Here is a 19188-nt window from a genome sequence, read left to right on the forward strand (position 1 = left end):
CGAACAGGACAGTGAAACGACTTCGCGCCGATGATAGTGCGGGTTCCCGTGTGAAAGTAGGTCATCGTCAGGCTCATTATTCAAGCTACCCCCTCTGATCTCTACGGTCAGAGGGGGTTCGCTTTTTGGGAATCTATTGTTGAATTTGCGAGAATTTCAGCATCTGGGGCATTTTTTTCGTGTCTTGGATACAGTGTGGGGCATTCTTCTGAATCTTTGGAGCGCCCATGCTGAATTTTGATTTTCAAAATCCTACTCGTATCGTCTTTGGTCAAAACCGTATTGCCGATTTGGCTACCTTGGTACCCGCACAAGCCAAGGTCTTGATTCTGGTAGGTGGTAGCAGTGCGGAAAGAACCGGCACTTTGGCGGAGGTACGTGCCGCCTTAGGTCAGCGCCAGCATGCCACTTTCAGTGGTATTGAGCCCAATCCGACTTATGAAACCGCGATGCGGGCAGTGGAGCAAATCCGTGCTGAGGGTTTTGATTTTCTACTCGCTGTTGGTGGTGGTTCGGTGATTGATGCTGCCAAGTTTATTGCAGCAGCGGTGCCATTTGTCGAGGGAGATCCGTGGGCTATTTTGGAGCGACGTGGGCGCAATATCAGCGGTGCGTTACCGTTTGGTACGGTGTTGACCCTGCCTGCTACGGGATCGGAGATGAACAATGGTGCCGTAATCACACGCCAAACTTTGGGCGCCAAGTTGGTTTTTAGTAGTGTTCATTGTTACCCTGCGTTTTCGGTGCTTGATCCGACCAAAACATATACCTTGCCTGCCCAACAGTTGGCTAATGGGGTGGTGGATGCTTTTGTGCATACAGTGGAGCAGTATCTGACTTACCCTGTGGAGGCGCGGGTGCAAGACCGCTGGGCTGAAGGGGTGTTGCACACTTTGATCGAGGTGGGGCCACGTTTGTTGTCTGCCCCTGAGCCGGTTTATGACGATCGTGCTAATCTGATGTGGGCGGCAACCATGGCACTCAATGGCTTGATTGGTGCCGGTGTGCCTCAGGATTGGGCTACCCACATGATTGGTCATGAACTGACGGCCAAGTTTCAGATTGACCATGCCCGTACTTTGGCCATCGTGTTGCCTGCTTTGTTGCAAGAATGCCGCCAAACTAAGCGAGAAAAGCTGTTGCAGTACGCTGAACGGATTTGGGGTTTGAACTCTGATGCTGGCACGGATGAGCAGCGCATCGACGCAGCTATTGTTTGCACGCGCGACTTTTTTGAGAGTTTGGGCATTGCCACGCGTTTGTCGGCCTATGGCATTGGCGAGGAAGCTATCGATGGCTTGGTGGCTCAGTTACAAGAGCATGGCATGGTCAAGCTGGGTGAACGGCGCCATGTCACTCTTGATGTGAGTCGGCGCATCTTGTTGGCGGCGTTATAAGCATACGTGGTGGGCTGCGTGCAGTTTGCAGGCTACCCGGCTAGACTGTGGTCAACCGAGGAGTTTTTGTATGCATCTGATCGATTCCATCGTGGCACAAGCGCAAGAGATGGCTGCCTTGCGCCGCGATATTCATGCCCATCCTGAACTGTGTTTTGAGGAGTGGCGCACTGCGGAGTTGGTAGCACAAAAGCTGACGGAATGGGGGATTACGGTTCAGCAGGGACTGGGTAAGACAGGTGTGGTGGGTATTGTGAAGGGGCGCGATGGTGGTACTTGTGGACGGGCGGTGGGCTTGCGCGCTGATATGGATGCCTTGCCCATGCAGGAACACAATCACTTTGCCCATGCCAGTCGCCACCCTGGCAAGATGCACGCTTGTGGTCATGATGGGCATACTGCCATGTTGTTGGCAGCGGCCCGTTATTTGTCTGAGCACCGCGATTTTGATGGGACGGTGTACCTGATCTTTCAGCCTGCTGAAGAGGGAGGGGGCGGTGCTCGTGAAATGGTACGTGATGGATTGTTCACGCAGTTTCCGATGGAGGCCGTGTTTGGTATGCACAATTGGCCTGGCATGCCTGCGGGGACGATGGCCATCAGTCCGGGGCCAGTGATGGCTTCGTCAAACGAGTTCAAGATCACTATTCGGGGTAAGGGTGGTCATGCGGCGATGCCGCATACTGGCATTGATCCGGTGCCAGTGGCTTGCCAGATGGTGCAGGCGTTTCAGACCATCATCAGCCGTAATAAAAAGCCGGTGGATGCAGGCGTCATTTCTGTCACGATGATTCATACTGGCGAGGCTACCAATGTGGTGCCCGATGTGTGTGAATTGCAGGGTACGGTGCGCACCTTTAGCCTAGAGGTGCTCGACATGATTGAACGCCGTATGCGCCAAGTGGCGGAGCACACTTGCGCTGCGCATGAGGCTAGCTGCACGTTTGAATTTGAGCGCAACTACCCCCCCACCATCAATGCTGCTGCTGAGACGGCTTTTGCCCGCACTGTGATGGCCGCGATTGTGGGCGAAGACAAGGTGTTGGTGCAGGAGCCGACGATGGGTGCGGAGGACTTTGCCTTTATGTTGCAAGCCAAGCCGGGTGCTTATTGCTTTATTGCGAATGGCGACGGCCAGCACCGGGATATGGATCACGGTGGCGGCCCTTGCACACTGCATAACCCGAGCTACGATTTTAATGATGGGTTGATTCCGTTGGGGGCGACTTATTGGGTGCGGTTGGCGCAGCAGTGGTTGGCTCAGGCCCGTTGACGTGGGTGGGTGTTAGTGGCGATGGTGGATTTGGGCCTGTAGCAGGCTGTCGATTTGTGCAGCAATTTCTGCTTCAATGCGTGGCGCAAACGCACTGAACAGAAAGCCCAGTTGGGCTGCGAGTTCAAACTGGTCGGCCCGCACTTGCAGTGTGCCTTGAATGCCTGATCGCTCAAAGCGTACGGTGTCTTGTGTATCACCGTTCAGGTAGTGGCAGCGTAGATCAAACTTGCGTTCGGCCTTGTGGGCCCATTGGCGGGCAATTTCACGGGCCTGGGGCAGACCCAGTTGGTGGTGGCGGTGGATATGGATCGCAGACATAAGGAGCGGGAGTGTACGGTGCTTGAGCATTAGCCACACCATCGGTTTATGCTGTGCTGGACTGTGGTTGTTTTTGGAAAGGCCTTTTATGCTGTACAAGTTCAAGTCTCGCGCTGCGGCTGATCTGATTTTGTTGGAGCCCCACGCCCATCGGATTTTGCACATTATTGGCAAAGATCCTGAACCCCAGGGCATCATCACCTTGGAGCAGTTGCCTGCGACAATAGCTGCACTACAAGCTGCCATTGCGCTGGATGAGCAGCAGTGCGCACAAGCGCGCGCTGCCCACCATTCCACCGGGTTGGACGACGCAGAGGCGGAACTGTTGGAGCGCAATACGGTGCATTTGCACCAGCGGGCCACGCCTTTGTTAGAGATGCTGCGCCGCTCTTTGGCCGAAGATCATGAGGTAATCTGGGGGCGGTGACAGAGGGTATACAGACACAAGAGCCCTGTCTCGGGATCGGAGACAGGGCGGTTGGGGCCGTGGCTATCTGGTGCTGTTTTAGTCGGCGTAGGTGCCTGCGGCCTTGATCACCACGCCCCATTTGTCGATTTCAGCCTGCACAAACTTTTTGTGTTCGGCTGGTTCGATGCGTTGGTCGGTGGCAACCACAGCACCCAAACCCTCTTGTTTCTTGATGAATTCTGGGTCTTTCAGCGCCGTTTTTAGTGCAGTGTTGATCTTGGCTAATACGTCGGCAGGTGTGCCTTTGGGGGCGTAGAGGCCATGCCAGATAGTGACTTGGAAGTCTTTGAGTCCGGATTCTGCCAACGTGGGCAGTGTCTTCAGCGAAGCTGTTTGTAGGCGTTGGGTGGTGGTGACTGCATAGGCTTTGACTTTCTGGCCCTCGATTTGGCTCGTGGTGTTGGTCGTTTGGTCGCACAGCAGGTCGATTTGCCCACCAATCAGATCGGTGATGGCTGGTGCTGTGCCTTTATAGGGCACTACCGTCATGTCTAGCTTGAGTGCACTTTGGTACATCAGGCCGCACAGGTGCGAGGCTGAACCCAGACCTGCATTGCCAAGGTTGATCTTGCCCTTGTTTTGGGCAATCCAGCCACTCAGCTCTTTGTAATTGTTGGCAGGCAGGTTGGGGCGGCCAATCAATGTCATGGGGACATCGTTGACGATGCCCAGATACTCGAAATCGTTGGGCACGCTGAAAGCCAACTTACGGTACAGGGATGGCATTGTGGCCATGCCGATGTGATTGAGCAGCAGGGTGTAGCCATCGGGGGTGGCACGGGCTACCCGAGCGGTGCCAATGGAGCTGCCTGCTCCTGCCGCGTTATCTACCACGACAGTAGCACCCAATGACTTACGCAGGGCTTCTGCCAGATCGCGGGCTACGCGGTCGGTGGGGCCACCGGCCGAGAATGGCACCACGATGGTCACATTTTTACCTTTGGCGGGAAAGTCGGTGGCTTGGGCACCGCTGGCCAACGCTACAGCAGATGCTACCAAGGTGAGCTTGAGCAAAGAGGACATGGAGATACTCCGAAAGTAGGTGAGCGATGATAGGGGCACAAGGCGTGCTTCAGACTGTATCTGTCAGTGAAATGCAAGCAAGTTGCTTAGGTGATTGCCCTACTTGAAATATTGGCTCTGATCTTGAGGCCCAGATCGATGCCCGAATCTTGGGTGGCTGCTTTTCCGAGGTTTGTGGTGCCACCCTGGTGAGCACAATCACCCTATGGTCTATGGCAATACGGAGAACCTTGGAGAGGGTTTATCCTTATGCTGGTGTTGCGCCTGGCAGTAGCTTGGGTATGTGTTTTTGGTGCTATCTCCAAACCGATGCAAGGAAAAAAATGAACTGGTTGAATCGATTGACAGTAGGTACCAGACTGCTGGTGGGATTCATGGTCGTGGCGGTGATTGGGGCCATCATCGGTGTGCTGGGCCTCATGGGAACCAGCAAGGTCAATGATTTGGGCAATGTGATGTATGAGCGTGATTTGATGGGCTTGCACCATGCAGCTGAAGCCAATATTCAACTCATGGCTGCGGCCCGTGCCACCCGCAGTGCCGTCTTGGCTACCAGTCAAGAGCAGCGCAAGGAATACATAGATGAGACTTTGCAGCGTTTCCAGAAAATCAAGAAAGAGCTGGAGCTGGCAGATGGCACGTTCTTCACCAGCCAGGGCAAAGCCACAGTGGCCGAAGCACGGGCTGCCCTGCAAGCCTACGAAGCCGATGCCAAGGTGGCTTTGACCTTGTTGCAGGAGGAGGCCTTGGCCGAGCCGCGTGGTTCGGTTGAGCACTTGTTCAAGGTGACAGTGCCATTGGCCAATAAGGCTGATGATTTATTGACAGCACTCGTAGTGCGCAAGACCAAGAACGCGCAAGAATTGGACAAGGAAGGGGACGAGATTTATGCCACGCTGCGCCTGTGGATGTTGGTGTTGACAGCAGCGGGCGTATTGACAGGGGTGGTGATTGGGGTGTGGATGACACATAGTCTCCAGCGTCAGCTCGGTGGTGAGCCCGGTGATGTGGCCCAAGCTGCCAACGCGATTGCGGCGGGAGATTTGAGTCACACCATTGATGACAGCCGGGCTGCCCCCGGCAGTGTGGTGCGGGCTATGCATGGTATGCAGGAGTCCTTGCGCACCATCGTAGGCACAGTGCGGGCTAGCAGTGACAGCATTGCTACGGGGGCAGGCCAAATCTCCAGTGGCACTGCCGATCTGTCGCAACGTACTGAAGAGCAGGCCAGCAATTTGGAGCAAACCGCAGCATCGATGGAAGAAATTGCCAGTACGGTGCAGACCAATGCCGACACGGCTCGGCAGGCCACGCAATTGGCCAACAATGCGAGCCAAACGGCCCATCGTGGCGGTGAAGTGATGGGGCAGGTGGTTACTACCATGGCTGACATCAACGAGGCATCGCGCAAGATTGCCGACATCATCGGCGTGATTGATGGCATTGCCTTTCAAACCAATATTTTGGCGCTCAATGCTGCGGTAGAAGCCGCCCGGGCCGGTGAGCAGGGACGCGGCTTTGCCGTGGTGGCCAGTGAGGTGCGTAGCCTGGCGGGGCGCAGTGCTGAGGCAGCCAAGGAAATCAAAGCATTAATTGGCAATAGCGTCGATAAAGTTGAGGCTGGTGGCAAGCTGGTGGATGCAGCAGGTCAGACCATGCAGAACATTGTGCGTGAGGTGCAACGGGTGACCGACTTGATTGCTGAGATCAGTGCTTCCACGGTAGAGCAGACCTCGGGGATTGGTCAGATCAGTGCTGCAGTGGCCCAACTTGATCAGGTAACGCAACAAAATGCGGCATTGGTAGAACAGTCTGCTGCTGCCGCTGACAGTCTGAACCACCAAGCCCAGCAGTTGGTGCAGGCGGTGGCGGTATTTAAGTTGGGTCAGCAGGAACGTGCCACACAACCCGCCTTGGCACCCACGCGACCAGCGTCACGCCAACCCACTTTGCCCCGCAACGGTACAGTGGCTGGCGCACCAGCCAAGGCGGTGCCCCGTCCAGCGGTATCTCAGGCGGCCCCCTTGACCCGTCCAACAGCTCCTGCTCTGGGTCGTAGCGCCACCGGCCCATCCCACGACGATGATTGGGAACAATTCTGAACGATGGCGGGCTTGGTGGGTTTACTGCCGGGCTGCTGCGCCACAAGCGTGGCAGAACCGGGCGAAGGCACTCTTGCGGGTGCTGCACTGTGTGCAGTGGTCATACAGGCCAATGCCGCAGTGCGGGCAGAAGTCGATATGATCATCTTTGAGGTCTACCGCACGTTCGCAACCGGGACAAATGCCTTTGGCTAACCGGGTCAGGGCTACGTCATAACTGAGTTCTTCACGCCGCTGGGCTTCGGGTTGTGCCTCCGCCAGCTTTTGTTGTTCCAGATACCGGTTGAGGGCTACGATGGCGTAGCGTCCCACCAGTACGGTGATGGCAATGCCCACCACATAACGCACATAGCCACCGTAGCTGGGCAGGTAGGGCACCAGTTCCACAAAAAAGGCAAACAGGGCAAAGAAGATAAAGCCCCAGACAAACGGCCAGTAGGTGCTTTGGCGTTTGCGCACAAACAACCAACCGGCCAGTGCCAGCAAGGGGAGGGTTAAGGCCAGTCGGTAGAGAAATACCCGCAACTCCACTTTGCGCCGCTGGGCATTGAGCTGTGTGTAGCCCTCGTTTTCTAATGCGCTCAGTTGCTGCTGGGCGGCGGCAGCGGCTTGGCGTGCATCCAACGCAGCCTGTTGTTGGGCCTCTACTGCGCGTTGGGCTTGGCGTTCGGCTTGTTTGAGTAGGTCAAGGGCTTGGGTGCGTACCAGTACCTCGGGATCGTGGTCTGATCGTTGTGTCACGCTGCGCGTTGCCAGCCAGTGTTGTAGGCTTTCGCGGGTGGTTTGCACCTCGCCACGGGCCTTGTTGCGTTGCAATTGTGCTTGCTCCAGTGCGGTCTGGGCATCTTGCTCGGCTTGCTGTGCTGCCTTGACTTGGTTGCGCAGGGCTTGGGTGCTTTCTTTGTCTAGAAAGTCATCTAGCCGCAGTGGTGCTTCTACCTTGGGCAAATCCCCCACCACGGTGCCGCCCAGTCCAATGAGGAAGCTGGCAAATACCAAGGACACCAACCATAGGCCCCGGCGAAACCATTTTTCAGAAAGGCGCAATGCTTTGAGCATGGTGTGTTTCCTTCACGGGTTTATTGTTCAGCCAACACCACTGGGGCTTGGGCCAGCTGCGTTCGTTGTAGCCAAGCCAGTACGGAATCGGCGGTAACGGTGTCGATGCGCCCAGCCAGACGTTGGCGCGAGGGGTGGTCGTCAAAGGCAATATGGGCCGAGGCGGCGCGTGCCCCCATGCGCCGCCAGGCTCCAATCTGCAAGGTGCTGGGGGTGTAGCCCTTGAATTGCAACCATGCTTGGGCCTGATCACGGGTGTGGATGCTGCGCGGCTCTATGGCGGCGGCCAGTGTCTCGATGGCCCATTGGTTGGATTGTTGGTAACGTTGCCCCCAAACATAACTGACGAGGCTGTAGGGCTGGTGCTGCATCAGGGTAGCGCGGCCATTGTCTTGGAGCAGGGCGTGCAGGGCTTGCTGCACCGCCGGTGTGGGGATGGCCCAAACGGCCTCATAGCGCCACAGGTCGTCTAGGAAGAATTCGCCTAAACCTTGGCGATACAGCGTACCAACAGCGGTACCGCAGCGGTTGAGCTTGTGAACCACCCGCCAAGTGCCCGCTGGGTTGCGGTAGGCCCAGCCCAGATGGGAGTAGCGCAAGCCATAGGCGGTAAGGTCTTGCCCGGCCCGCCCCAGCAGTACGACTTGGGTGCCTGTGCGGGTGTGTTCTGCTTCTAATGCCTGTGCTGTGCGTTGTGCCAGCGCCATGCTGCGCGTAATGGTTTGCGTAGTAGGGGGCTGGGCCGGTTTGCAGGGGTGACCCGCATAGGCTTGGGGTAGGGCCAGTAGCAGGGTGACCAAAATAGTGTGCTGGTGTATGGACATGACAGCACTTCCTCTTATAGGGGCTCGTTGTATAGCAACGCCTTGCCCAGGGTATTGGGTATAAAAGCCAACACCTCACCAGCCACCGATAGGATCACCCCGGTACCAATCACGCTACAGGCTACGGCCTCTCCAACTGCACGGGCTGAGGCCACGCCAGCTCTGGCACTGACTTCGATACTGACTCGTGCTCCATCAGACGCACGCTCTAGCACATACACCGTGCCTACAGCAGACACCTGCACCGCTTGGATGGTGAGAATGGCACCAGCGATTGAGAGCGCCGCCGGTAGTACGACCGAGGCCTCCGCCAGTGCAACACCTGTAGAGACGGTACCGACCACCGAGGCCAACGGCAGCAGCGACAGGGCTACCGAAGCTTCACTCTGTGCCTGCACTGGGCTGGCAGTCCACAACAGGCCGCAAAGGCTGGCCGCCAGCAGGCAGCGGCCCAGAGGATGGGAAAGAGGGCTGGTGAAAGACATGATCAACTCCTGTAAGTGGGAAGGGGATGCAGGGCATTCAATCGAGCGGCGCAATATCGATGGAGGCGGCATCGCGGCGGCCTTGGAGACGGGCTTCACGCAGGTTGGCCTCGTGCTGGTCGCGCAGCATTTTGGCTAGCGTGAAAGCGGTGGTGATGAGATACAGCCAGCTCACCCCTAAAAATGCTTTGTAGGTAACGTTGATGTCCATGCCCAGCAGCCCCCAGCCAGTGAGCAGCATGGCGACAGCAAAGCCACCCCAGACCACAAAGCGCCACATGGGGGTATCGCCCGTACTGCTGCCACGGCGGCCACCTTCGTTGTCGCGGATAAATTTGGACAGACCAAATACCGCAGTCAGGCAAAACACATAGCCCATCACCATGAAAGCTTGCTCCAGTGGCTCGCCTGGCAGCCAAGCCAAGCCCACAGCACACAGGAAAACGGCAATGCCAAACGAAATCCAGACCTGCAATTGCCAGGCGCGTGAATCGCGTTGTACAGAGGGGAGGGGTGGGGTGGCCATGCTGGTCTCCGCGAAGGGGTTGAACATGGCGTGATAGTGCCGCTTTGTGCGGCCAGAGTCGATGAATTTGTAGGGCGGTATCGATCCGCTTTGCAGAAAGTATCTTAAATTGATACTTTCCTGCAGTATTTTTGCTATGAGGCCAAGGTAAGGGTACTGCCTTGGCGCAGGACAGTGCCTTGGTTGCTATGGCAAGGCACTGATGGTGCTCAATCGAGCTTGACGCCAGCAGCCTTGATGATCTCTCCCCAGCGTTTGGCTTCGGCACGGGCCAGTGTGCGGAACTGTTCGGGCGTACCTGGGAGGGCTTCCATGCCGAAGTCTTGCATGCGCTTGACCACAGCAGGATTGCCCAGTGCCTTGTTCAGGTCGGCATTGAGGCGCTGGGTTACGTTGGCGGGCAGACCCTTGGGGGCCAGAATGCCTTGGAAGGCAAACACCTCGGTATTGGGTACCCCCACTTCGGCCAGGGTGGGCAAATCGGGCAGAGTGGGCACCCGTTTGGCAGAACCGATAGCCAAGGCCCGCACTTTGCCGGATTGGATCAGTGACAAGCCTGATGCCAAATCCAAGAACATGCAGGGCACTTGGCCCCCCATGACATCGGCCATTGCTGGGGCTGCGCCCCGGTAGGGGATGTGCGTGAGGAAGGTTTTAGTGCGGTTCTTGAACATCTCCATCGCCAGATGGTGCGGTGACCCGTTGCCGGGGGAGGCATAGTTGATCTTGCCCGGATTGGTGCGCACATAGTCCAGAAACTCCTTCATTGTCTTGGCTTCGAAGGAAGGATGCACCACCAGTGCCAGCGGAAAACGGCTGATGCCACCGACATAGGTGAAATCTTTTTCTGGGCTGAATGGCAGCTTGCTGAACAGATGTTCGTTGAAGGCGAGTACGGCATTGTCTGCCGACATGATGGTGTAACCATCGGCCTTGGCGGTTGCCACGGCCTGGGCGCCGATGTTGGTAGAAGCACCGGGGCGGTTGTCTACCACGATCTGCTGTCCTAAGCTTTGGCGCATGGCTTCGGCTACGGTACGGGCCAATACATCGGTGCCACCGCCAGCAGGATAGGGGACAACCCAGCGAATCAATTGGTTGGGAAAATCCGCTTGGGCCTGGGCCCACGGGGCAACTGCGCTGGCACCAGCGCCAGCCAGAGCGGTCAATAAGGTTCTGCGTTGCATTTGTGTCTCCTTCAACTACCAAAGAATCGCTGTCGGTGTGGGCGGAACCACCCTGACAGCGCGTTTTGCCCTACGTTTCGTCAGGGGCGGCCATCGTCAATTCGAGTGTGCCAAACAGGTTGTGGCCATCTCGGCCTTTCATTTCGGCACGCACGGTGTCTGTGTGGCGTAAATAGGGGGTGCGAACCCGGCCTTGGTGCAAGGTTTCTATGGCCCGTTTATCGGTCAAACTGCAAGCCCCTTGGGGCCAGTCGGTTGGGCCTTGGGGCGTGGCGGTGCCTGAATGGCTGACGGGGCCACTACCCAATACGGCCCCTGCGTGCCACGGCTGTGTTTTGCACCCATGTGCCAGCAATTGACCGAAGTGAAAGTGCATGGTGGGGCCGGTGTCACACAGACCGATCTTGCGGCCATTGCAGGCCATTTGCAGTGTGAGGTGTACCCGTCCTTCTTGCCACGCTGGGCCCAATTCGTCTGGTGTGATGGCAACGGGGCTGCATGCGGTGCCCAGTGGGTTTGCCAACCATTCGGACGTGGCCGCTGCGTGGGGTGTTGGTGGGGGCAAAACCACACTGCCCGTGAGCATCAGCAGGCGCACGGCGGTGAGGGCTTGTGCAGGGGAGCTGCCACGGGGAATATCTCCCGTGATGACTGCCAGTCCTGCTTGCAAATCAAGACCTGGGGTGTGGCTGGGCAGTACTACCGTGTCTGTTGGCCCCCAAAAGGCGTCGCCGCTGCCGCAGTGCAGTTGCGGTTGGGTACGGAAATGGGCTGGCAAGGCTTGTTGGCGCAACTGGTATTGGCGCTCTTGTGCTGCCAGATAGGCGGCGGCTTGCGACCAATGGTAGGCCCGTGGCAATGGTGCCAGGCACTGGCGCGGATCGAAGGGAAAAGGATGGGGGGCGCGGTGGGTGTTGAGCTGCACATACAGATCATGCAACTGGGGCGCTAGAAAATCCCAGTCGTCTAGCACCTGCTGCAAACGGCTGGCAACACCAGTCGCATAATGGGCCAAGCCCAAATCCCGAGAGACAACCACCAGTTGCCCATCGCGTGAGCCATCCCGATAAGTGGCTAGCTTCATGGCAAAAAAGGCTTTTTGGAGGTCAAGGTCACAGGCTTGCTAGCGCAAATTACGCTTGAGTAAATTGATTTAACTAAACAAAACATCAAAATTCTATTACACATGGACAAGGAACGCGCTGGCATCCAGTCGGTAGAGGTGGGTTTTGCCCTGCTGGAGGCGCTGACACATTCCCCCGGCCCCCTGATGCTCAAGGATCTGGCCGCAGCCGCCCAGATGAGTGCAGCCAAGGCGCATCGTTATCTGGTGAGTTTTCAGCGTTTGGGACTGGTAGTGCAAGACAGCCGCTCAGCCCATTACGATCTTGGCCCTGCCGCGCTGCGATTGGGGCTGGCCGCTTTGTCGCGGGTGGATGCGGTGCGCCTGGCCCGCGAACGCCTGCCTGCCCTGATGCAGGATATACAGCATACGCTGGCGCTGGCTGTTTGGGGTAACCACGGCCCGACCATCGTGCATTGGGAGGAGTCGCCCCAGGCGGTGGTAGCCAATCTGCGCTTGGGTGATGTTATGCCACTGCTGTCCTCGGCCACTGGGCGCTGCTTTGCGGCTTACATGGCACCAGAGGTGGTGGCACCCTTATTGCAAGCGGAGTTGGCGCGGGCTGCCAAAACCCGTCATCCAGACGTTCCCGTCAGCCTAGAGGCTGCGCAGATGCTGTTGCAGGAGGTGCGCGAACACGGTACGGCCAGGGTCGTGGATACCTTGCTGCCAAGCATCGTCGCTTTTTGTGCTCCTGTGTTTGATGCCAGTGGGCACTTGGTGTTGGGTATTACCACGTTGGGTTCCATTGCTACCTTCGATTCGGCCTGGGGTGGTGCGATTGATGCGCCCTTGCGGGTGGCAGCGTCTCATCTTTCCTACGATCTGGGCTATCGCAATACGCTATGAGCAGTTTGAGCATTCCCCATCCTTTGTTGTGGATCACCGCTGGTGTTTTGGTAGCCCATGCCTTGGTCTTGCAGGCGATGCCACTGGCTACCGACGATATTGGCACAGCACCGCCAGTGCCGGTGTTTAGCACCCGTACTGTAGAGGTGTCTGCGCCTGTGGCCAAGCCCGTGGTTTCTCCACTGGCAGGGGCATCGGTAGCTGCGCCACCCCAGCGCAAAGGGCATCTGGCCCCTGCACGCCAGCACCCAGCCATAGCCGTCACACCGACTCCATCGCCACTGGTGGCAAGCGCCATCGCCACCGATGATGGTCATGCTTTGGCTGCAACAGTGGCCGATCTGCAAGAAGAAACCAATTTGGGAGCCTTGAGCACAGAACAGGCGCCTCCCGTGGCGACGACACAGGAGCTGCATGCCGCTGCTACTGTTGCGCCCAGCCCTGTGGCCGACCCCATAGAGACGGTGGCTGCTGCCGTGTCGGGGCAGGACATCCTTTGGGCGGCCGCAGGCACTCGCCAGCAGGCACAACGCGGCACTGTGCAGGAGGCAGCCAGTGCAGTGCCGGTGCATATCCCGGCACCACAGCGGCTGGAGTTTGATGTGGTGGGGCAGTCGAAGAAGTTTCAGTATCGGGCTACTGCCGAACTGCTATGGCAACACGATGGTACGCATTACCAAGCCCGGCAGGAGATCAAGGTGTTGTTCTTGGGCTCGCGCACCCAGAGCAGCAGTGGCACCATCACCCCCAGTGGCTTACAACCACTGCAATTTGCCGACCGTTCTCGCCGTGAACAAGTGGCCCATTTTGACTATGAACAGGGGGTTGTTCGCTTTAGCACCGATACCCCAGAAGCCGTATTGCTACCCGGAACGCAGGATCGGCTGAGCGTGTTTATCCAGATAGGCGCTTTGCTGGCAGCAGCTCCCGAACGCTACCGAACGGGCACGCGCCTCCAGCTAGCGACGGTGGGCGGGCGCAGCACCGACCGTTGGACTTTTCGCATCGAAGGCACCGAAACTTTGGAGTTGCCCAGTGGGCCGATGAGCACCCTGAAATTGCAACGCCTACCCCGCGATGCGCAAGACGACGAACAGCAGGCCCAATTGTGGCTGGCCCCCAGTTTGGATTATTTGCCTGCCCGCATCCGATTGACGCAAGGTCAAGGCGATTTTGCCGATTTGCGTTTGCGCGGTCATGGCAAGCCCTGAACAATGCGGCCTATTGGCCCAAAAAACCCTTGAACTGTGCTGATACGTTGTTATCTGAGATATTGATGGACTACCTCTCTACCAACCCGGAAAACGCCATGCACATGCTCTACGACTCAGACTCTTTTGTGGTGGTTCATCTGTTGGCCGATGCTGTGGAGCCCGCCGCTGGCGATGCCGCACCCGTACCTCGGCTGGCCCGGCACGGTTTTGAAATTGTGGACAAACGCTCGGGCAAAGAGGTGTATCTGGATGGCTCTTGGGCTGAGATGTTCCAGCAACAGATTTTGGCTTGGCAACGCAATACGCCTACACAGGAAGAGGTGGAGGAGGCACTGGATCGCTATACGGGGTTGGCGCAAAACCCTGTGATTGTGCATTGAGGTATTTGGCTACCTTGGCGACAGGCATTGACGCAGGCCCGGCATGAGCGAACAAGCAGCTGCCCTGCGGCGTGCCAAGCGCCAGGCGCTGGGTTTGTTGCTGTTGGTCACGGGGGTGTTCTGCGTTAGCAGTGTGTTGCCTAGCAGCCTATGGACAGAGGCATTGCAAGCCACTGCCGAAGCCGCCATGGTGGGCGCCTTGGCCGATTGGTTTGCGGTGCGGGCCTTGTTCCATCGCGTGCCAATTCCCTTCGTCGAGCGACACACGGCCATCATCCCGCGCAACAAAGACCGCATTGGCGAGAACTTGGCCACATTTGTCCGTGAGCGTTTTCTGGATCCAGCATCACTGGTGGGCTTGTTGCGCCGCCATGATTTGGTGGAACGGCTGGCCCAATGGTTGTTGGTGCCAAACAATGCCCGTTATTTGGGTCAACAGGTGGCCCGGATGTTGGCCGCTGCGCTGGAGGTGGTGCAAGATCGGCAGGTAGAGCACTTGATCCGCAAGGCGGCTCGGGCTTTGTTGGGACGAATAGACCTGACCCAAACCCTGGCCCGTGTGTTGGGGGCGCTCACCCACCAGGGCCGTCACCAGGGGCTGCTGGATGATGCCTTATTGCATTTGGTGGCCTTGTTGCAAAGCCCGGACACGCGTGGCCTGATTGCCCGCACCATTGTCCATTGGTTGAAAAAAGAGCATCCGCTCAAGGAAAAGATGTTGCCCACCGACTGGCTCAGTGATCAGGGGGCAGCCATGGTCGCTACTGCATTGGAGGGGCTATTGGCCGAAGTGGCACACAATCCACAGCACCAATTGCGTGACAAGTTTGATGAAGCCATGCAACTGTTTATAGCCAGACTGCAAAGCGACCCGGCTTGGGGGCAAAAGGGTGAGCAGGTGCGGCGCTATCTTCAAACCGATCCCACTTTGGGCCGCTATGTGCAGGAGTTGTGGCAAAGTTTGCGCAGCAGCCTGCAACGGGATTTGGCCAATGAGCAGTCGGCGTTGGCCCGCCATGTGCGCACGATGGGGCTGTGGTTGGGTCAGTCGCTGGCTCAGGATGCAGCCTTGCGCGATGCACTCAATGAGCGATTGCAACAGTGGGCGCACACCCTAGCCCCCGAAGTGTCGCAGTTTGTGGCCCAGCATATCCAAGACACGGTACGGCTCTGGGATGCCCAAGAGATGGCCCGCCTGATTGAGCTCAATATTGGCACCGACCTGCAATACATCCGTATCAATGGTACTGTGGTGGGCGGGCTGATTGGGCTGGCCCTGTTTGGTTTGTCACATGCGCCAGCGATTTGGCGGGCGCTATGAACACCATGAATGTGGTGGGGCCGTTAGCGGAAGATGACGGTCTTGTGGCCATTGAGCAGCAAGCGGTGCTCGCTGTGCCACTTCACGGCCCGTGCCAGCACTTGGCTTTCGGTGTCGCGGCCCCGGGCCGTCAGCGTTTCCACTGTGTCTGTGTGGTCGGCCCGTGTGACGTCTTGCTCGATAATCGGGCCTTCGTCCAAATCTGCCGTCACGTAATGGGCCGTAGCACCAATCAGCTTCACCCCCCGATCATGCGCTTGGTAGTAGGGCTTGGCTCCCTTGAAGCTGGGCAAGAAGCTGTGGTGAATGTTGATGGCACGGCCTTCGAGCTTGGTACACAGGTCATTCGAGAGCACCTGCATATACCGTGCCAACACCACGAGTTCGGCGTTTTCGGCCTGGATGATTTCGTACTGCCGTGCTTCGGCCTGGGCCTTGGTGGCAGCGGTGACTGGAATATGGTGGAAAGGAACGTTGTAACTGGCTGCAAGCTGGTAGAAGTCGCGGTGGTTGCTGATGATGGCGCGGATATCGACAGGCAGTAGCCCCGATTTCCAGCGAAACAGCAAGTCGTTAAGGCAGTGGCCTTCGCGGCTGACCAGAATCACGGTGGGCATGGGCTGTGCTGTGGCATGCAGGCTCCAGTGCATCTGGTGGTGTTGGGCAAAGCTGGCCATGTGCTCAGACAGAGTGGCATGGTCATGTTGGGCACAGCCAAACTGCACCCGCATGAAGAACAGGCCCGTAGCAGAATCGTTGTACTGGGCGGCTTCTTCAATGTTGCCGCCGTGTTCCAACAAAAAGCCCGAAACGGCATGTACCAGCCCTAATCGGTCAGGGCATGAAAGAGTAAGAACGTAGGCTTGGGTCATAGCGACAGGATTGTCGCAGCATGATCTGGTAAACAAGGGCGCAATGGGACTATTGATGGACAAAAGCCGTGAATCTGGAGGCAAACGGGCAGTGCAGGGTCTACTGCTGTACTTTGCCGTGGGCGCAGGCTGGGTGCTGGGCATCAACCATCTATTGGCTGGTTTGGCCACCAATTCTGTCGAGGGTGCGCGCTACCATATCTTGGCGGACAGTCTGTACCTGTTAGTCACTGGGGGCATGGCTTGGTGGTTGCTCCAACGCAGCGACCATGCGCGAGCGCGTGCCTTTCGGCGTACGGCCCTGATTTTGCGCCACGCCCCAGCCGGTATTGTGCGCGCCGACAGCAACGGCCAGATCCTATGGGCCAACGAGCGCATGTGTGAGTTGACCGGCATGTCTTTGGAGGAGTTGCGCCAGCACCAGTTTCGCAATGTCGTGCAGCCTGCGGACAACAGCTGGGCCGAGCGCCAACGCGCCCGCTTGCTGGCGGGCGAGATTGATCACTACCGAGGCGAGCGCCAATGCCGCCGGCCCGACACCGGTGTGATCGTGCCCGTGATGTGTACCGTCACGCTGGTGCCCCGCGCAGCCAGAGAGCCTGCCCATCTGATCTGTGTGGTGCAGGATATCAGTGACAGCCATGCGGCACGGGCCGCTCTGGAGCGCAGCGAGGCGGGGCTGCATCTGGCCCTTGAAGGCAGCGGCAGCGGCATGTGGGATTGGGATTTGCGTACCCACCAAGGCACGGTCTCTCCCAGCCTAGAGCGCCTGTTGCGCTACCAAGGCGCTGATTTTTTGCATGACTTCTGTTTGCGTACGCGGTTGCATCCCGAGGAGCGTAAACGGGTGCTGGCCGCTGTGCGCTTGGCCGTTGCCACTGGCGATCCTTTTCACCAGAGTCTGCGCTTGCGCTGTTTTGATGGGCAAGAGCGTTGGTTTATGGCCCGGGGCCAGCGCCACTTGGACGCTGCGGGGCAGCCCGAGCGATTTTCAGGCATTCTGACCGATTTGACCCACAGCTATATGGCCGAGGAGCGTCAGCGCCTTGCAGCCACCGTGGTAGACAACACCCTCGAAGGGGTGGTCGTTACGGATGCGCAGAGCCGTATTTTGTCGGTGAATGCAGCGTTTACGCGGGTGCTGGGCTACACCGAAGACGAGTTACTGGGCAAAACGCCGCGCCAGTTCAAGTCTGGACGCCACGACCAGGACTTTTACCGGACGATGTGGGCCACCATGCACCGCACGGGCCATTGGCAGGGTGAAATCTGGAATCGGCGCAAGAACGGTGAGATTTTTCCCGAGCACATGTCTTTGAGTGCGGTGCGCGACGATGCGGGGGCCATTACGCATTACGTTTGCATCTTCTCTGACATCTCTGAGGCCAAGGCGCAACAAGAGCGTCTTGAATACTTGGCCCACCGTGATGCCCTGACGGGGCTCTCCAACCGTGTCTGGTTTGGTCAGCAATTGGAAGGGGCTGTGGCGCAGGCACAGACCCGTGGTGAACATTTGGCCGTGCTGTTGATCAATCTGGATCGGTTCAAGGATGTCAATGACAGCTATGGCCATGCCGTAGGCGATGAGGTGCTGCAACACTTGGCACGGCAGGTGCGCAGTGCCTTGCGCCCAGGGGATCTGCTGGGGCGGCTGGCCGGTGACGAACTGGCTGTAGTGGCCCGCAATTTGCGTCATGCCGATGGGGCCGCAGCGGTGGCCCGCCAACTGCTGGCTGCGGTAGCTGAACCTTGGCATTCTCCACAGGGGTTGGAAGTGGTGGTGGGGGCCAGCGTTGGTATTTGCCTGTACCCTGAGCATGCCGACAGCGCCGAGTTGCTGTTGCAAGGTGCCCATGCAGCCGTTTATGGTGCCAAGGCACGGGGCCGGGGGGCGTTGTGCTTTTTTGCCGAAGAGATGACGATTGCAGCCCGCGAACGATTGGAGTTGGAGTCGCGTCTGCGCCAAGCGTTGGCGCAAGAGCAGTTGGAATTGCATTACCAACCGCAAGCAGATATCGTCACGGGCCGTATCCTTGGTGCCGAGGCTTTGCTGCGCTGGAATGACCCACAAGAAGGTGCCATCTCTCCAGCCCGCTTTATTCCGGTGGCCGAATCTTCGGGCTTGATAGCACCGTTGGGTGAATGGGTGTTGCGCCAAGTGTGTCAACAGGGCAGGCGTTGGCTGGATGCTGGCTTGCCTGCCGTGACGCTAGCGGTCAACGTCTCGCCCCGGCAGTTTCAGCTCACCGATCTGGTGGCCAGCACCCGTGCCGTACTGGCAGAGACCGGCTTTCCTGCCAGTCATCTGGAGTTAGAAATCACCGAAAGTGCCTTGGCCGAGCGTTTTGAGGAAGTGCTCAAGGTGCTGGAAGGCTTACAGGGGCTGGGGTTGCATTTGGCGGTGGATGACTTTGGCACGGGTTATTCTTCATTGGCCCACCTCAAGCGTTTCCCGATTGATGTCTTAAAGATCGACCAGAGCTTTATTCGTGACATTCCTCACCACAGTGATGACATGGCTATCAGTGCTGCCATTATTGCGATGGGGCACAGCATGACGCTGAAAGTGCTGGCCGAGGGCGTAGAAACCGAAGATCAATTGGCCTTTCTGGTAGAGCGTGGCTGCGACAGCTACCAGGGCTATTTGCTCAGTCGTCCATTGCCCGCTGATGAGTTTGCTCTGCTGCTACAGCAGCAAGCGCAGACTGTGGCGCCCAACGCAGAAATGGCAGCAGTGGGATAATCGGGGGCTTTGTCGGTGCC

At 57.9% G+C, this 19188-nt stretch carries 18 protein-coding genes; 9 read left to right on the forward strand and 9 right to left on the reverse strand.

What is annotated here, in order from left to right:
• The first annotated feature begins 227 nt into the window (after positions 1–227).
• Together ACYVB2_RS10835 and ACYVB2_RS10840 are read left to right on the forward strand one after the other, a co-directional pair.
• A complete protein-coding gene (locus ACYVB2_RS10835; RefSeq protein WP_382432806.1) occupies positions 228–1397 on the forward strand; it encodes an iron-containing alcohol dehydrogenase in 1170 nt (389 codons plus the stop codon).
• A gap of 70 nt (positions 1398–1467) precedes the next feature.
• Entirely contained in the window at positions 1468–2670 is a 1203-nt protein-coding gene (locus tag ACYVB2_RS10840; protein ID WP_460536532.1) for a M20 aminoacylase family protein, read from the forward strand.
• 12 nt (positions 2671–2682) lie between these two features.
• On the opposite strand, the gene ACYVB2_RS10845 is transcribed toward ACYVB2_RS10840, so the two are convergent.
• The gene (locus ACYVB2_RS10845) at positions 2683–2991 is read right to left on the reverse strand and encodes a polyhydroxyalkanoic acid system family protein (RefSeq protein WP_382432810.1); all 309 of its coding nucleotides are present in this window, start codon (positions 2989–2991) and stop codon (positions 2683–2685) included.
• 88 nt (positions 2992–3079) lie between these two features.
• On the opposite strand from ACYVB2_RS10845, the gene ACYVB2_RS10850 reads away from it, so the two are divergent.
• Complete coding sequence (locus ACYVB2_RS10850; RefSeq protein WP_382432812.1) at positions 3080–3418, forward strand: DUF1840 domain-containing protein; 339 nt, start codon at positions 3080–3082, stop codon at positions 3416–3418.
• Positions 3419–3496: 78 nt separating this feature from the next.
• On the opposite strand, the gene ACYVB2_RS10855 is transcribed toward ACYVB2_RS10850, so the two are convergent.
• Positions 3497–4483: a tripartite tricarboxylate transporter substrate-binding protein gene (locus tag ACYVB2_RS10855; RefSeq protein WP_382432814.1), complete on the reverse strand. Its 987-nt coding sequence runs from the start codon at positions 4481–4483 to the stop codon at positions 3497–3499.
• A gap of 323 nt (positions 4484–4806) precedes the next feature.
• Here ACYVB2_RS10855 and ACYVB2_RS10860 point away from each other — a divergent pair, with 323 nt between their 5' ends.
• Positions 4807–6585, forward strand: coding sequence for a methyl-accepting chemotaxis protein (locus ACYVB2_RS10860; protein WP_382432816.1), 1779 nt, complete (start codon positions 4807–4809; stop codon positions 6583–6585).
• Positions 6586–6606: 21 nt separating this feature from the next.
• Here the strand turns inward: ACYVB2_RS10860 and ACYVB2_RS10865 are convergent, their stop codons facing one another.
• The 6 genes from ACYVB2_RS10865 to ACYVB2_RS10890 all read right to left on the reverse strand — a co-directional run bounded on the left by ACYVB2_RS10865 (position 6607) and on the right by ACYVB2_RS10890 (position 11750).
• Complete coding sequence (locus tag ACYVB2_RS10865) at positions 6607–7644, reverse strand: double zinc ribbon domain-containing protein (protein WP_382432818.1); 1038 nt, start codon at positions 7642–7644, stop codon at positions 6607–6609.
• Positions 7645–7664: 20 nt separating this feature from the next.
• On the reverse strand, positions 7665–8468 hold the full coding sequence (locus ACYVB2_RS10870) for a DUF2145 domain-containing protein (RefSeq protein ID WP_382432820.1): 804 nt from the start codon (positions 8466–8468) through the stop codon (positions 7665–7667).
• A 14-nt stretch (positions 8469–8482) separates the two neighbouring features.
• The gene (locus tag ACYVB2_RS10875; RefSeq protein WP_382432821.1) at positions 8483–8953 is read right to left on the reverse strand and encodes a hypothetical protein; all 471 of its coding nucleotides are present in this window, start codon (positions 8951–8953) and stop codon (positions 8483–8485) included.
• A 37-nt stretch (positions 8954–8990) separates the two neighbouring features.
• Entirely contained in the window at positions 8991–9479 is a 489-nt protein-coding gene (locus ACYVB2_RS10880) for a YiaA/YiaB family inner membrane protein (RefSeq protein WP_382432823.1), read from the reverse strand.
• Between the two features lie 209 nt (positions 9480–9688).
• The gene (locus ACYVB2_RS10885) at positions 9689–10666 is read right to left on the reverse strand and encodes a Bug family tripartite tricarboxylate transporter substrate binding protein (RefSeq protein ID WP_382432825.1); all 978 of its coding nucleotides are present in this window, start codon (positions 10664–10666) and stop codon (positions 9689–9691) included.
• Positions 10667–10736: 70 nt separating this feature from the next.
• A complete protein-coding gene (locus ACYVB2_RS10890; RefSeq protein ID WP_382432827.1) occupies positions 10737–11750 on the reverse strand; it encodes a fumarylacetoacetate hydrolase family protein in 1014 nt (337 codons plus the stop codon).
• A 102-nt stretch (positions 11751–11852) separates the two neighbouring features.
• Here ACYVB2_RS10890 and ACYVB2_RS10895 point away from each other — a divergent pair, with 102 nt between their 5' ends.
• The 4 genes from ACYVB2_RS10895 (at position 11853) to ACYVB2_RS10910 (ending at position 15553) form a co-directional block, all read left to right on the forward strand.
• Entirely contained in the window at positions 11853–12638 is a 786-nt protein-coding gene (locus ACYVB2_RS10895; RefSeq protein WP_382432829.1) for an IclR family transcriptional regulator, read from the forward strand.
• The gene (locus tag ACYVB2_RS10900; protein ID WP_382432831.1) at positions 12635–13849 is read left to right on the forward strand and encodes a DUF3108 domain-containing protein; all 1215 of its coding nucleotides are present in this window, start codon (positions 12635–12637) and stop codon (positions 13847–13849) included. Before ACYVB2_RS10895 ends, ACYVB2_RS10900 begins: the two co-directional genes overlap by 4 nt.
• Before the next feature lie 98 nt (positions 13850–13947).
• Positions 13948–14232, forward strand: a complete 285-nt coding sequence (locus ACYVB2_RS10905; protein WP_382433073.1) for a BTH_I0359 family protein — start codon at positions 13948–13950, stop codon at positions 14230–14232.
• Positions 14233–14275: 43 nt separating this feature from the next.
• The gene (locus tag ACYVB2_RS10910; protein ID WP_382432833.1) at positions 14276–15553 is read left to right on the forward strand and encodes a DUF445 domain-containing protein; all 1278 of its coding nucleotides are present in this window, start codon (positions 14276–14278) and stop codon (positions 15551–15553) included.
• A gap of 23 nt (positions 15554–15576) precedes the next feature.
• Here ACYVB2_RS10910 and purU read toward each other — a convergent pair whose 3' ends face one another.
• Complete coding sequence (gene purU / locus ACYVB2_RS10915) at positions 15577–16425, reverse strand: formyltetrahydrofolate deformylase (RefSeq protein WP_382432835.1); 849 nt, start codon at positions 16423–16425, stop codon at positions 15577–15579.
• A 55-nt stretch (positions 16426–16480) separates the two neighbouring features.
• Here purU and ACYVB2_RS10920 point away from each other — a divergent pair, with 55 nt between their 5' ends.
• Entirely contained in the window at positions 16481–19168 is a 2688-nt protein-coding gene (locus tag ACYVB2_RS10920) for a sensor domain-containing protein (RefSeq protein WP_460536544.1), read from the forward strand.
• Positions 19169–19188 lie beyond the last annotated feature (20 nt).

This window comes from Giesbergeria giesbergeri, from assembly GCF_054779375.1.